The organism is Pseudomonas sp. JH-2 (assembly GCF_036231725.1).
GTDB lineage: Bacteria > Pseudomonadota > Gammaproteobacteria > Pseudomonadales > Pseudomonadaceae > Pseudomonas > Pseudomonas delhiensis.
This window is the reverse complement of record NZ_JAZAQP010000003.1, coordinates 113590-128300: the sequence shown is the minus strand read 5'-3', so window position 1 is coordinate 128300 and position 14711 is coordinate 113590. Positions and strand designations below refer to the sequence as shown.

The window sequence follows — 14711 nt, the reverse complement described above, 5'->3', positions numbered from 1 at the left end:
CACTGACATGAAGACTTTCCGCCAAACCGCGATCAACGCCAGCGCCAGCCTGCTCTGCGCACTCCTGCTCCCGTACGCCAGCGCCTGGGCAGACATCGACATCTCGCGCACCCCGGTCTTCGTCAACGACTCGGTGCCACCGCTGAACATGCTGGTCATGGGCCGCGACCACAAGCTGTACTACGAGGCCTACAACGATGCCTCCGACCTCAATGGCGACGGCATCCTCGACGTGGGCTACAAGGGGCACCTGGACAAGGACCACGGCGGCATCGACTACTACGGCTACTTCAACTCGTTCGCCTGCTACGACTACAGCGATGGCCGCTTCAGCCCCGTCAGCGCCACCACCGACAAGAAGTGCCCCGGCCACTGGAGCGGCGACTTCCTCAACTACCTCGCCACCTCGCGCATGGACGCCCTGCGCAAGGTGCTCTACGGCGGCTACCGGGTGGAGGACACCACCACCTCCACCGTGCTGCAAGGTTCCTACGTTCCCCAGGACGACCACGCCTGGGGCAAGGAATACCTGAGCGAGGCCTACGACGGTTACCGTATTTCCGACTACACCCCACTGAGCCAGCCGGCAGCCGGCGGCTACCGGCACCTGTTCGCCGTGGTGTCGCTGACCCAGGACACCGGCGTGCCGCAGTTGCGCACCCTGACCAACACCAGCTTCCGTATCTGGAACTGGGTGTCGAAGGAGCGGCCGGTAGCCGGCAGCACCTGCGTGAACAGTTCGGGCTCGGAGGTCAACTGCACCAGTGGTGGCCCCAGTGGCGGCAACTGGGCCATCGTGCCCGCCGACCAGATGTCGGGCCTCACGCTCACAACCTGGAAGGATTCGCGCGCAACCTCCACCAACAAGTCGCAGATGGACGATCTGTTCAACAACTACAGCAGCGACTCTGCAAAATGCGGTAGCGGAACGGCACCTTTCACCAACATCAACAGCCCGCAGAACTTTACCAACCCCTACTCCGCCAACGGCTGTGGCCAGGATAGCTATCACACGCTGATCACCGGCACCCTGACCCCGGCGCTGACGGGGGTCTATCAGTTCTCGGTGGACGGTGACGACGCAGTCGAATTCCAGGTCAATGGCGTTACCGCGTCCTACTATGGGGACCACGGCAAGGCCGGCAGCGGCGGCAACGGCACCACCGCCTCGGTGACGCTCACCGCGGGTACCGCCTACACCTTCAAGTTCCGCCACGAAGAAAACGGCGGCGACGCCAACTTCTACCTGTACTGGAAGACCCCGGCCACCGGCACCAGCGAGATGACCGACAGGAACGTCAAGGTCTCGGTCTGCCCCAGCGGCGCCGACAACGCCGGCCTGCGCGAAAGCAACTGCATCGCCTACGGCAACGGCTTCAAGCCGACCGGCATCCTTCACGACTACGGCGCCACCAACAAGATGTACTTCGGCCTGCTGACCGGCTCGTTCCAGAAGAACATCAGCGGCGGCGTGCTGCGCAGCCAGTTGCAGAGCTTCGCCAAGGAATACAGCGCGACCACCGGGCAATACTGCTTCGCCGGCACCAACGTGTGCGGCTCCGACGGCGTGAGCAACGGCATCGTGGCGACCATCAACAAGCTGCGCATCATCGACTTCAACTACGGCGACCATACCTATGGCTGTGGCTGGATCACCACGCGCCCGATCACCCAGGACGACACCTGCTACATGTGGGGCAACCCGATCGGCGAGATGATGTACGAGACGATGCGCTACTTCTCCGGCGAAACGGCTCCCACCGGCACCTATGACTATGGTTCCGGCAACAGCAAGGACAAGGACGTGCTGGGTCTTCCGCGGATCGGCACCTGGACCCCGCCCTACAAGTCGACTGCCAACCCCAACGGCTACCCCGTGTGCTCGGTCCCGGCCATGACGGTCATCAGCGACATCAACCCGTCCTATGACTTCAAGCTGCCGGGCAGCAACTGGTCCACCGCCGTTTCGGCGCCCTCCACAGGGTCCCTTGCGGGCCTGAACGTCTCCACCGAAGCGGACAAGATCTGGGCCGCCGAGGGGGGCGGCAGCAAGTCCATCTTCATCGGCGAGTCCAACGGCGTCGCCGACAGCGCCCCCACGGCCAAGACCGTCAGCAACCTGTCCACGGTCCGCGGCCTGGCGCCGGAAGAGCCAAGCAAGCAGGGTACCTACTACTCCGCTGCCGTGGCGCGCTATGGCGCCAACAACAAGATCGGCGGCGACAAGGCCCTGCTGACCTACTCGGTGGCGCTGGCCTCGCCCCTGCCGACCATCAAGTTCCCCGTCACCAGCAATGGCGTCACCAGCGTGGTGACCGTAGTGCCCTTCGCCAAGTCCGTCGGCGGCAGCAGCATCAATGCGGACGGCAGCTTCCAGCCCACCGACCAGATCGTCGACTACTACGTGGAGAAGTTCGCCAACACTTCGCCAGCCTGCAATGGCGGCACGCCCAGCCTGGTCAGCGACTGCGACGCCACCCTCAACGGTGGCCGCCCCTACGCCAAGTTCCGCATCAACTACGAAGACGTGGAGCAAGGCGCCGACCATGACATGGACGCCATCGCCCTGTACGAGTTGCTGGTCAACGACCAGGGCAAGCTGGTCATCAACATGACCTCCGAATACGCCGCCGGCGGCATCGACCAGCACATGGGCTACGTGATCTCCGGCACCACCAAGGACGGTATCTACCTGGAGGTCAAGGACCAGGGCGGCAACAACGTCGCCTACAAGCTGGATACCCCCGATGGTCGCGATCCCAACTACTGCAACGCGACCACCAAACCCAACGACTGCACCCTGAGCCGGCTCAGCTCCTCGCGCACCTTCACCCTGTCGGGCACCCCGGCGGCCACGTTCCTGGAGAACCCATTGTGGTACGCCGCCAAGTACGGCACCAACGCGACCAACAATGACACCGACGGCAACGGCGTACCGGACAACTACTTCCTGGTCACCAACGCCCTGACGCTGAAGGACCAGTTGAACAAGGCGTTCAACGACATCTACCAGCGCAACAGCTCCGTATCCACCCCATCGGTGGAGCGCCTGCAACCCGGTGCCTCGATCAGCGACGCACGCTCGGTCTATCGCTCCAACTTCCTGGTGGACGACTGGTCGGGCGACCTGATCAAGGAGACCATCAACCCGGCCACCTTCGCCCGTACCGTGGTCTGGCACGCCAAGGACCAGTTCCCGAGCACCCGCAACATCAAGTTCAAGGGCAGCAACGGCGCCCTGACCACCCTCACCTACAGCAACCTGTCGGGCGTGACCTACAACGGCGTCGACCTGCAGACCACCCTGACCTCCGCGCAGCTCGGCTACGTGCTGGGCGACCGCAGCGGCGAGGGCAGCAGTTTCCGCCGGCGCAACACCCTGCTGGGCGACATCATCAACTCCAACCCGGTGGTGGTGTCCGGCGCCCAGTACCTGGCCTACCTGGCAGGCGCCATCGATGGCGGCTACCAGAAGTATGCCGACTTCATCGAAGCCAAGAAGGAACGCCGCAGCCAGGTCTACGTCGGCGCCAACGACGGCATGCTGCACGCCTTCGACGGCGCCACCGGCGCGGAGAAGTTCGCCTTCGTGCCCCGCGCCGTCATCCCGAACCTGCAGTACCTGAGCAGCAAGGACTACACCGCCGCCCAGCACCGCTGGTTCGTCGACGGCAGCCTGACCGTGCGCGACGTCTACTACGACGACGCCTGGCATACCGTGCTGGTGGGCACCCTCGGCGCCGGCGGCAAGTCCGCCTTCGCCCTGGACGTGACCGACCCTGACAACATCGCCCTGCTCTGGGAGTTCGACGACGACAACACCAGCAGCAAGGACGGCACCAACACGACGCTGAGCAACCTCGGCTTCACCATCCCCACCCCGGTGGTCGCCCGCCTGCACAGCGGGCAATGGGGCGTGCTGCTGCCCAACGGCTACAACAGCGCCAACAACAGCAGCGGCAAGGCGGTGATGTACGTGCTGGACATCAAGACCGGCACCGTCCTCAAGACACTGGAGGCACAGGGGGCCAGCGGCACCAACGGCCTGTCCAGCATCCGCGGCGCCGACAACAACAGCGATGGCATCATCGACTACGCCTATGCCGGCGACCTGCAGGGCAACCTGTGGCGCTTCGACCTGATAGACAACAGCGCTACCAATACCGCACCGTTCTCCAGCACCACCATTGCCGCCTCGAAATTCAAGACGTCCTTCAACGGCACCCCGCTGTACGTGGCCAAGGATGCCGACGGTACCGGCGGCGTGCGCCAGCCGATCACCGCACCGCCGTCGCTGGTCCGCCATCCCTCCACCAACGGCTACCTGGTGATCTTCGGTACCGGCCGCTACCTGGGCACCGTGGACAAGACCAGCCCGTTCCAGTTGCAGACGCTCTACGGCATCTGGGACAAGCAGACCAAGGGCGAAGTAGCTACCAGCACGCCTAGCCTGTCGCGGGCCAGCCTGCAAGGGCAGACCATTTCGTCCCAGGTGAACAGTGCGACCTTCGCCGGTAACACGACCAGCACCTTCGACATCCGCCTGCTCAGCCAGAACACCGTGGACTGGACGACGAAAAGTGGCTGGTACCTGAACCTCCAGGTCACCGGCGGCAGCCTGGTGGGCGAGCGGATCGTCGACGAGATGGCCGCCCGCGGGCAGGCGCTGCTGATCAACACCCGCACGCCCAGCCTGGACGTCTGCCAGGCCGGCGTGGAAGGCTGGTCATACGGTCTCGACCCCTATACCGGCGGTCGCGCCGACTTCAATATCTTCGACTTCAGCCAGAACTTCGTGGTGGACCAGGGCGACGCCTATGTTTCCGGCGACACCAGCAACGTGGTCTCCGGCTACAAGACCCCTGCCGGTGGCGCGGCCCTTTCCGGCAATACGCGCTTCACCGCCGATGGCGCCCCGATGAACATCAGCTTCGGCCCCGAGTCCACTGGTCGCCAGACCTGGCGCGTGGCACCGCAATGAGGAATCAGTACGTGAAGAAGACAGCGGGTTTCACCCTGATCGAGATGATGATCGTGGTGGCCATCATCGGCATCCTGGCGGCCATCGCCTACCCCAGCTACCAGGAATACGTCCTGCGCGGCAACCGCAGCGAGGGCCAGGCGTTGCTGAATGACGCGGCCGCGCGCCAGGAGCGCTACTTCGCCCAGAACAATGCCTATGTCACCGCCCAGGCCAATATCGCCAGGCTGGGCATGCGCAATACCAGCGGCACGACCGTGACCTCGGATTCCGGCAAGTACGCCCTCACCATCAGCAGCCCCAACAACAGCGGTGGCTACCTGCTCACGGCAACTCCGCAAGGCGCACAGGCCAAGGACACCAAATGCGGCAACCTGACGCTCAATGCCATGGGCACCCGCGGCGTCAGCGGCAGCACCAGTGTGAACGACTGCTGGAAGTGAAGCGCTGCGGCACGTAGGGCGGATAACGCCGACGGCGTTATCCGCCGAATCGCGGACAGAGTCCGCTCCTACAGGAAGGGATGGAACACAGCGTAGGAGCGGATTTATCCGCGATTCCGCCGGCAAAGGCCGGCGTTCGGTCGAATATGGCGATGGGTATTACTTTCGCTCCACCCATCCTGCGCCATGGTTCCTAGGGTGTGGCGGAAGATGCCTCCTGGCAGGAACGGGTTCAGACCGCCTTGACCCGCAGTTCCCTGGGCATCGAGAAGGTAATGTTCTCCTCCCGCCCATCCAGCTCCACCTCGGGTTCCGCGCCCCATTTGCGCAGTTGCTCGATCACCCCGCGCACCAGCACTTCCGGGGCGGAGGCGCCGGCGGTGATGCCGATGCGTTGCTTGCCTTCGAACCATTCGCGCTTGAGGTCCTCGGCGCCGTCGATCAGGTAGCCGGGGGTGCCCATGCGTTCGGCGAGCTCGCGCAGGCGGTTGGAGTTGGAGCTGTTCGGGCTGCCCACCACCAGCACCAGGTCGCACTGGTCGGCGAGTTCCTTGACCGCGTCCTGACGGTTCTGGGTGGCGTAGCAGATGTCGTTCTTGCGCGGGCCCTTGATGTGCGGGAACTTGGCGCGCAGGGCGTCGATCACCTTGGAGGTGTCGTCCATCGACAGGGTGGTCTGGGTGACGAAGTGCAGGGCCTCGGGGTTGCGCACTTGCAGCGCGGCCACGTCTTCCTCGTCTTCCACCAGGTAGATGTCGCCGCCGTTGTCGCGGTTGTACTGGCCCATGGTGCCTTCCACCTCGGGGTGGCCTTCGTGGCCGATGAGGATGCACTCCTGGCCGTCGCGGCTGTAGCGCACCACTTCCATGTGCACCTTGGTGACCAGCGGGCAGGTCGCGTCGAAGACCTTCAGGCCACGGTTCTCGGCCTCCTTGCGCACGGCCTGGGAAACGCCGTGGGCGCTGAAGATGACGATGGTGTCGTCCGGCACCTGGTCGAGTTCCTCGACGAACACCGCGCCGCGGTTGCGCAGGTTCTCCACCACGAACTTGTTGTGCACCACTTCGTGGCGCACGTAGATCGGCGGGCCGAACACGTCCAGGGCGCGGTTGACGATTTCGATCGCCCGGTCGACGCCGGCACAGAAGCCGCGGGGGTTGGCGAGTTTGATTTGCATGGTCGGTCTGTCTCGGCGCGCAGAGGGGATGGCGCGATGGCTATCGCTTCGCGATACCCATCCTACGCCTGCGAAGGGCCCTCAGAGCGCCCTTACGTCGATGATTTCCACCTCGAAGGTCAGGCTCTTGCCGGCCAGCGGGTGGTTGAAATCGATGGTCACCTGCTGCTCGTCGAAGCTTTTGACCACGCCGGGCAGCTCGGTCTTGGCGGCGTCGTTGAAGATCACCAGCAGGCCCTCGGCCAGCTCCATGTCCTGGAACTGCTCGCGCGGCATGACCTGCACGTTGGCCGGGTTCGGCTGGCCGAAGCCCTGCTCCGGCTCGATGGCCAGGGTGCGCTTGTCGCCGGCCTTGAGGCCGAACAGCGCCTGCTCGAAGCCGGGCAGCAGGTTGCCGTCGCCGACCTTGAAGGTGGCCGGCTGCTTGTCGAAGGTGCTGTCGACGACGTTGCCGTCTTCCAGCTTGAGGGCGAAGTGCAGGGTGACCTGGGTATCCGCTCCGATGCGCTGGATATCACTGGAACTGTCAGCCATGGGCGGTCTCTCCGGATTTCTTCGTCTTGAACATGTCCAGCGCCAGCATGATGGCACCTACGGTGATGGCGCTGTCGGCCAGGTTGAACGCCGGGAAGTACCAGCGGTTCTGCCAGTGCACCAGGATGAAATCGATCACGTGGCCGAGCACGATGCGGTCGTACAGGTTGCCCAGCGCGCCGCCCAGCACCAGGGCCAGGGCGATGGCCAGCCAGGTGTCGCTGGGCTTCAGGCGCTTGAGCCAGACCAGCAGCACGGCGCTGACCACCACGGCGATCAGGGCGAACAGCCAGCGCTGCCAGCCGGAGCTGTCGGCCAGGAAGCTGAAGGCCGCGCCGGTGTTGTAGGCCAGGGTCCAGCTGAACAGGTCGGGGATGACCACGATCTGCTGGTACAGGCTCAGCGTGCCTTCGAAATAGGCCTTGCTGGCCTGGTCGAGGACCAGGACCAGCACGGTTATCCACAGCCAGCCGAGGCGGCCGAAGTTAGGACGCGCCATTGACTATTTCTCCTTTGCGTTGCCGCCGGAAATCGCGCCAGGCAAGGCGCTGGCTGCCGATAATGGCGTTCCCTTATCAAGGCCGGCAACGCAGCATGGCGCGATTTCCGGCGCAACCCGAAGGGCCGGGCCTGTATTTGCGCAGGCCTGCGTTACTCGTCGTTCATTTGGACGACCAAACCTCTCTCCTCGCGCCTTGCCCTGCGCAAATACAGGCTCCGGCGCAAAGAGAGAAATAGCCAATGGCGCGTCCTTAGGCATAGTGGCGAACCTCGCCAGCGCCTTCGATGTTCTCCACGCAACGGCCGCAAATTTCCGGGTGCGCGGCGTGGCTGCCGACATCTTCGCGGTGGTGCCAGCAGCGGGCGCACTTGGCGTGGGCCGACTTGACCACCTTCAGCTTGAGGCCGGGCAGCTCGCTCTGCACGGCATCGGCCGGGGCATCGGCCAGTGGCGCGAGGGTGGCGGTGGAAGTGATGAGCACGAAGCGCAGTTCGTTGCCCAGCTTGGCCAGGTCGGCGGCCAGGGCCTCCTCGGCGAACAGGGTGACCTCGGCCTGCAGGTTGCCGCCCACGGCCTTGGCCGCGCGCTGGTTCTCCAGCTCCTTGTTCACCGCTGCCTTCACGGCCATGACCTGGTCCCAGTAGGCGCGGCCCAGCTCGGCGTCGGCCGGCAGCTCGGACAGGCCCTCGTACCAGGTGGTCAGCATCACCGACTCGGCGCGCTCGCCGGGCAGGAACTTCCACACTTCCTCGGCGGTGAAGGCCAGGATGGGCGCGACCCAGCGCACCAGCGCCTCGGCGATGTGGAACAGCGCGGTCTGGCAGGAGCGGCGGGCGACGCTGTCGGCCTGGGTGGTGTACTGGCGGTCCTTGATGATGTCCAGGTAGAAGCCGCCCAGCTCCTGCACGCAGAAGTTGTGCACCTTGGAGTAGACGTTCCAGAAGCGGTAGTCGCGGTAGGCCTCTTCCAGTTCGCGCTGCAGCAGCAGGGCGCGGTCCACGGCCCAGCGGTCCAGGGCCAGCAGCTGGTCGTTGGGCAGCAGGTCCCTGGCCGGGTCGAAGCCGGTCAGGTTGGAGAGCAGGAAGCGCGTGGTGTTGCGGATACGCCGGTAGGCGTCGGCGCTGCGCTGCAGGATGGTCTGGGAGACCGCGATCTCGCCGGAGTAGTCGGTGGAGGCCACCCACAGGCGCAGGATGTCGGCGCCCAGGGTGTCGATCACGGTCTGCGGCACCACGGTGTTGCCCAGGGACTTGGACATCTTGCGGCCGGACTCGTCCACGGTGAAGCCGTGGGTCAGCAACTGGCGGTACGGCGCATGGCCGTCGATGGCGCAGCCGGTCAGCAAGGATGAGTGGAACCAGCCGCGGTGCTGGTCGGAGCCTTCCAGGTAGAGGTCGGCGGCCGGGCCGCTGGCGTGGCCGAGCTCGGCGTGGGAGCCGCGCAGCACGTGCCAGTGGGTGGTGCCGGAGTCGAACCAGACGTCCAGGGTGTCGTTGATCTTGTCGTACTGCGCGGCTTCATCGCCCAGCAGTTCGGCGGCGTCGAGCTTGAACCAGGCCTCGATGCCTTCCTTCTCCACGCGCTGGGCGACTGCTTCCATCAGCTCGACGGTGCGCGGGTGCAGCTCGCCGGTGGCCTTGTGCAGGAAGAACGGGATGGGCACGCCCCAGTTGCGCTGGCGCGAGATGCACCAGTCCGGACGGCCGGCGATCATGCCGTGCAGGCGCGCCTGGCCCCAGCTGGGCACGAATTCGGTCTGGGTGATGGCTTCCAGGGCGCGCTCGCGCAGGGTGGCGCCGCTTTCCGGCTGCTTGTCCATGCCGACGAACCACTGCGCGGTGGCGCGGTAGATCAGCGGCGTCTTGTGGCGCCAGCAGTGCATGTAGCTGTGGTTGATGCTGGCGTGCTTGAGCAGCGCGCCCACTTCGTCGAGCTTGGCGACGATGTTCGGGTTGGCCTTCCAGATGAACTGGCCGCCGAAGAACGGCAGGTCGGACACATACACGCCGTTGCTCTGCACGGGGCTGAGGATGTCGTCGTTGCTCATGCCGTACTGCTTGCAGGTACGGAAGTCGTCCTCGCCGTAGGCCGGCGCCGAGTGGACGATGCCGGTGCCGGCGTCCAGGGCCACGTACTCGGCCAGGTAGACCGGCGAGAAGCGCTCGTAGAACGGGTGGCGGAAGCGGATCAGGTCCAGCGCCTCGCCCTTGGCGGTGCCGATGACCCGGCCTTCCAGGCCGTAGCGCTGCAGGCAGGACTCGACCAGTTCCTCGGCCAGCACCAGCAGGCGCTCGCCGGTGTCGACCAGGGCGTAGGTGAATTCGGGGTGGACGTTCAACGCCTGGTTGGCCGGGATGGTCCAGGGGGTGGTGGTCCAGATGACGATGGCGGCGGGCTTGGCCAGGCTCGGCAGGCCGAAGGCGGCGGCCAGCTTGTCGGCGTCTTCCACCGGGAAGGCGACGTCGATGGCGTCGGACTTCTTGTCGGCGTACTCGACTTCCGCCTCGGCCAGGGCCGAACCGCAGTCGAAGCACCAGTTCACCGGCTTCAGGCCCTTGAACACGAAGCCCTGCCTGACCATCTCGGCCAGGGCGCGGATCTCGCCGGCCTCGTTGGCGAAGTTCATGGTCTTGTAGGGGTTGTCCCACTCGCCCAGCACGCCCAGGCGGATGAAGTCGGCCTTCTGCCCTTCGATCTGTTCGGCGGCGTAGGCGCGGCACAGTTCGCGGGTCTTGTCCGCCGGCAGGTTCTTGCCGTGGGTGGTCTCGACCTTGTGCTCGATGGGCAGGCCATGGCAGTCCCAGCCCGGCACGTAGGGGGCGTCGTAGCCGGCCAGGGTGCGCGAGCGGACGATCAGGTCCTTGAGGATCTTGTTGACCGCGTGACCGATGTGGATGCTGCCGTTGGCGTAGGGCGGGCCATCGTGCAGGATGAATTTCGGGCGACCTTCGCCGATCTTCCGCAGCTTCTGGTACAGGCCGATGTCGTTCCAGAACTTCAGCGTCTCCGGCTCGCGCTGGGGCAGGCCGGCTTTCATCGGGAACTGGGTATCGGGAAGGTTCAGCGTGGCTTTGTAGTCGGTCATCTCAGGGCCTGTTCGGAATTTCTTCAATCAAGCGGTTGGCCCAGCCAGTAGGCCCGGGCGGCGGCTATGTCGGCGAGGATCGCCGCCTTCAGTGCCTCCAGGGAGGCAAAACGCTGCTCATCACGCAGCTTCTGGTGGAAGGTCACATCCAGGTGCAGGCCGTAGAGGTCGCCCGCGAAGTCCAGCAGATGCACTTCCAGGTGGGGCCGGCCGTCGCCGTTGACCGACGGCCGCGTGCCGATGTTGGCCACCCCGTTGACACGCTGGCCAGCCACGACGGTGCTGACCAGATAGACGCCGTTCAGCGGCGCCTTGCGGCGCTTGAGCTGGATGTTGGCGGTGGGCGAACCCAGGGTGCGGCCGAGCTTCTGCCCGTGCAGCACCCGCCCGCTCAGGCGGAACGGCCGGCCCAGCAGGCGCTCGGCCTGGTGCAGGTCGCCGTCGGCGAGCACCTTGCGGATGCGCGAGCTGCTCACCCGCATGCCGTCGACCTCCACCGTGGTGGCGGCCTCGACGGTGAAGCCCTGCTCGGCGCTGGCCCGGACCAGGAAGGCGAAGTCGCCGGAGCGGTCGCAGCCGAAGCGGAAGTCGTCGCCCACTTCCAGGTGGCGCACCGCCAGGCCGTCCACCAGCACCTGGCGGACGAACTCGGCGGCCGACAGCTCGCGCAGGCGGCGGTTGAAGGTCAGGCAGAGGACGAAGTCGACGCCCTGCTCGCGCAGCAGCTCGAGCTTCTCGCGCAGGCGCGTCAGGCGCACCGGCGCGGCATCCGGGGCGAAGTACTCGCGCGGCTGCGGCTCGAAGATGACCACGCAGCTGGGCACGCCCAGCTCCTGCGAGCGCTCGCGCAGACGCGCCAGGATCGCCTGGTGGCCAAGGTGGACGCCGTCGAAATTGCCGATGGTGGCAACGCAGCCCCCGGACAGGGGCCGCAGGTTGTGGAGGCCTCGAAGCAGCTGCATAGCGCGCGTATTGCTCAGAAAGTGGTCGATTATACCTGCACCCGCCGCCGCGCGACAGGCACAAAGCCGCCGTGCGTCACGGATGCACCCAAGTGCCCGCGCCGGGCTAGCTCACCGCCCGCCGCGAGAAGTCCCGCAGGCGGAAGCCCAGCACCGCCAGCATACCGAAATAGGCCACCACGCCGGCCGCCACCAGCGCGCCCAGGCGCGCCAGGCGCAGCGGCATGCCGCCCAGGTCCCAGGCCGGCATGAAGTGCATCGCGCCCAGCAGCACGGCGGACATCACCAGCACCGCCAGCACCAGCTTGCCGAGGAACTTCGCCCAGCCCGGCTGCGGCTCGAACAGGTCGTGCTTGCGCAGTTGCCAGTACAGCAGGCCGGCATTGAGGCAGGCCGCCAGGCTGATGGCCAGGGCCAGGCCCGCGTGCTTGAGCGGGCCGATGAAGACCAGGTTCATCGCCTGGGTGGAAACCAGGGTGAAGAGCGCGATCTTCACCGGCGTGCGGATGTTCTGCCGGGCATAGAAGCCCGGCGCCAGCACCTTGACCAGGATGATGCCGAGCAGGCCCACGGCGTAGGCGATGAGCGCGCGCTGGGTCATCAGCGCGTCGTTGGCGCTGAACTTGCCGTACTGGAACAGCGACACGGTCAGCGGCTCGGCGATCAGCGCCAGGGCCAGGGCGCAGGGCAGCACCAGCAGGAAGCACAGGCGCAGGCCCCAGTCGAGCAGGCGCGAGTATTCGTGGCGGTCGTCGCTGGCGTAGGTCTTGGCCAGGGACGGCAGCAGGATGGTGCCCAGGGCCACGCCCAGCACGCCGGAGGGCAGCTCCATCAGGCGGTCGGCGTAGTACATCCAGGACACCGAGCCCGCGGCCAGGAAGGAGGCGAAAATGGTGTTGATGATCAGCGAGATCTGGCTCACCGAGACGCCGAGGATCGCCGGGCCCATCTGCTTGAGCACGCGCCACACGCCGGTGTCGCGCAGGTTCAGGCGCGGCAGTACCAGCATGCCGATCTTCCTCAGGTGCGGCAGCTGGTACAGCAGCTGCGCCAGGCCGCCGGCCAGCACCGCCCAGCCCAGGGCCATCACCGGCGGGTCGAAGTACGGCGTGAGGAACAGCGAGAAGACGATCATGCTGACGTTCAGCAGGGTCGGCACGAAGGCCGGCACCGAGAAGCGGTTCCAGGTATTGAGGATGGCCCCGGCCAGGGAGGCCAGGGAGATCAGCAGGATGTAGGGGAAGGTCACCCGCAGCAGCGCGGTGGTCAGCTCGAACTTCTCCGGGGTGTCGGCGAAGCCCGGCGCGGTGATCCAGATCACCCAGGGCGCGGCGAGGATGCCGAGCAGCGTGACCACGGCCAGCACCAGGGTCAGCAGGCCGGAGACGTAGGCGATGAAGGTGCGGGTGGCTTCCTCGCCCTGCTGCGTCTTGTATTCCGCCAGGATCGGCACGAAGGCCTGGGAGAAGGCGCCCTCGGCGAAGATGCGGCGCAGCAGGTTGGGCAGCTTGAAGGCGACGAAGAAGGCGTCGGTGGCCATGCCGGCGCCGAACATGCGCGCCACTATGGTGTCCCGGACGAAGCCGAGCACCCGCGAGATCATGGTCATGGAGCTGACCGCGGCCAGCGATTTGAGTAGATTCATTGCATCCGGGACTTGTCAGCGCAGGGCGGGCCCTGCCCGCGGGGCGGCCGGATCGCCCGGCGGCCAGTAAAGGGCGTCGAGTGTATGGCCGCCGGTCGAATAAATCACCCACCCAGTCCGCGAATCCCCGGCCACGCCGCTCGTCGGCCGCCGCTCATACCCTTGACAAGGCTCGGACTCGACGGCATCATTCGCGGCCTTAATTTATTCGCTACATCCCAAGTTTTTCTCGAGGAGCTCGACGGTGGCCAACACACCTTCCGCCAAAAAACGCGCCAAACAGGCTGAGAAGCGTCGCAGCCACAACGCCAGCCTGCGTTCCATGGTTCGTACCTACATCAAGAACGTAGTCAAGGCAGTCGACGCCAAGGACCTGCCCAAGGCCCAGGCCGCCCTGGTTGCCGCAGTACCGGTCATCGACCGCATGGCCGACAAAGGCATCATCCACAAGAACAAGGCCGCTCGTCACAAGAGCCGCCTGAACGCCCACGTGAAGGCCCTGGCCACCGCGTAAGCGTTCCGTTCTTGAAAAACCGGCCCCAGTGGCCGGTTTTTTATTGCCCGCGAAAAACCCAAACCCGGCCCCGGACCTGTAGGAGCGAGCTTGCTCGCGAACGCCCCGCTGCGGCGATGCCTCGCGCGAACGCCGGCCTTGCCGGCGGGATCGCGGATGAGATCCGCTCCTACGCTGCCCCACCCGCGCACTCCCTTGCAGGAGCGCGCCCTGCGCGCGAATCGCGGGCAGGGCCCGCCCCTACGAAAAGAAAAAGCGAAAGATGCCTCGCGTGAACACCGGCCTTGCCGGCGGGATCGCGGATGAGATCCGCTCCTACGCCGCCCCACCCGCGCACTCCCTGTAGGAGCGCGCCCTGCGCGCGAATCGCGGGCAGGGCCCGCTCCTACGAAAAGCGGAAGGTTTTTATTTCGTCGGCCAGGGCATGATCGGGATGGCGGTCACCGCGTTCTGCGGACTGCCTTCGATGATGCGGTCGCTGTAGACGAGGTAGACCAGCGCGTTGCGCTTCCTGTCGAAGAAACGCACCACCTGCATGGACTTGAACACCAGCGAGGTGCGCTGCTTGAACACCTCCTCGCCATCCTTGAGCTCGCCGGCGAAGCGGATCGGCCCGACCTGGCGGCAGGCGATGGACGCCTCGGCGCGGTCCTCGGCCAGGCCCAGGCCGCCCTTGACGCCGCCGGTCTTGGCCCGCGACAGGTAGCAGGTCACCCCCTCCACCCTAGGGTCGTCGAAGGCCTCGACCACGATCTTGTCGTTGGGCCCCACCCACTTGAACACCGTGGAGACCTCGCCGATCTCCTCCGCCCCCGCCAGCGCCGGCAACATCAGCAGGCCGGCGCATACGCCCTTCCATAGCTTCATG

At 65.8% G+C, this 14711-nt stretch carries 10 protein-coding genes; 3 read left to right on the top strand and 7 right to left on the bottom strand.

The genetic code is table 11. The features are described from left to right. The first annotated feature begins 7 nt into the window (after window positions 1–7). A complete protein-coding gene (locus tag VV867_RS03410) occupies window positions 8–4981 on the top strand; it encodes a PilC/PilY family type IV pilus protein (protein ID WP_328565616.1) in 4974 nt (1657 codons plus the stop codon). Between the two features lie 11 nt (window positions 4982–4992). Then, complete coding sequence (locus VV867_RS03405; RefSeq protein ID WP_275627662.1) at window positions 4993–5424, top strand: type IV pilin protein; 432 nt, start codon at window positions 4993–4995, stop codon at window positions 5422–5424. Between the two features lie 232 nt (window positions 5425–5656). Here VV867_RS03405 and ispH read toward each other — a convergent pair whose 3' ends face one another. From ispH to murJ, 6 genes are all read right to left on the bottom strand, one after another. Next, entirely contained in the window at window positions 5657–6601 is a 945-nt protein-coding gene (ispH, locus tag VV867_RS03400) for a 4-hydroxy-3-methylbut-2-enyl diphosphate reductase (protein WP_109934253.1), read from the bottom strand. Between the two features lie 81 nt (window positions 6602–6682). Beyond that, complete coding sequence (fkpB, locus tag VV867_RS03395) at window positions 6683–7135, bottom strand: FKBP-type peptidyl-prolyl cis-trans isomerase (RefSeq protein ID WP_109934254.1); 453 nt, start codon at window positions 7133–7135, stop codon at window positions 6683–6685. Further along, a complete protein-coding gene (lspA, locus tag VV867_RS03390; RefSeq protein WP_109934255.1) occupies window positions 7128–7634 on the bottom strand; it encodes a signal peptidase II in 507 nt (168 codons plus the stop codon). Before lspA ends, fkpB begins: the two co-directional genes overlap by 8 nt. A 253-nt stretch (window positions 7635–7887) precedes the next feature. After that, window positions 7888–10722, bottom strand: coding sequence for an isoleucine--tRNA ligase (gene ileS, locus VV867_RS03385; RefSeq protein ID WP_328565615.1), 2835 nt, complete (start codon window positions 10720–10722; stop codon window positions 7888–7890). A gap of 23 nt (window positions 10723–10745) precedes the next feature. Then, window positions 10746–11684: a bifunctional riboflavin kinase/FAD synthetase gene (gene ribF, locus VV867_RS03380; protein ID WP_109934257.1), complete on the bottom strand. Its 939-nt coding sequence runs from the start codon at window positions 11682–11684 to the stop codon at window positions 10746–10748. Between the two features lie 106 nt (window positions 11685–11790). Further along, window positions 11791–13329 carry a murein biosynthesis integral membrane protein MurJ gene (gene murJ, locus VV867_RS03375; RefSeq protein ID WP_328565614.1) on the bottom strand — a complete coding sequence of 513 codons (1539 nt, stop codon included), beginning with the start codon at window positions 13327–13329 and terminating at the stop codon, window positions 11791–11793. Between the two features lie 244 nt (window positions 13330–13573). On the opposite strand from murJ, the gene rpsT reads away from it, so the two are divergent. Then, on the top strand, window positions 13574–13843 hold the full coding sequence (gene rpsT / locus VV867_RS03370; RefSeq protein WP_009617555.1) for a 30S ribosomal protein S20: 270 nt from the start codon (window positions 13574–13576) through the stop codon (window positions 13841–13843). A 405-nt stretch (window positions 13844–14248) separates the two neighbouring features. On the opposite strand, the gene VV867_RS03365 is transcribed toward rpsT, so the two are convergent. Continuing rightward, window positions 14249–14710 carry a CreA family protein gene (locus VV867_RS03365; protein ID WP_328565613.1) on the bottom strand — a complete coding sequence of 154 codons (462 nt, stop codon included), beginning with the start codon at window positions 14708–14710 and terminating at the stop codon, window positions 14249–14251. Window position 14711: the final 1 nt, after the last annotated feature.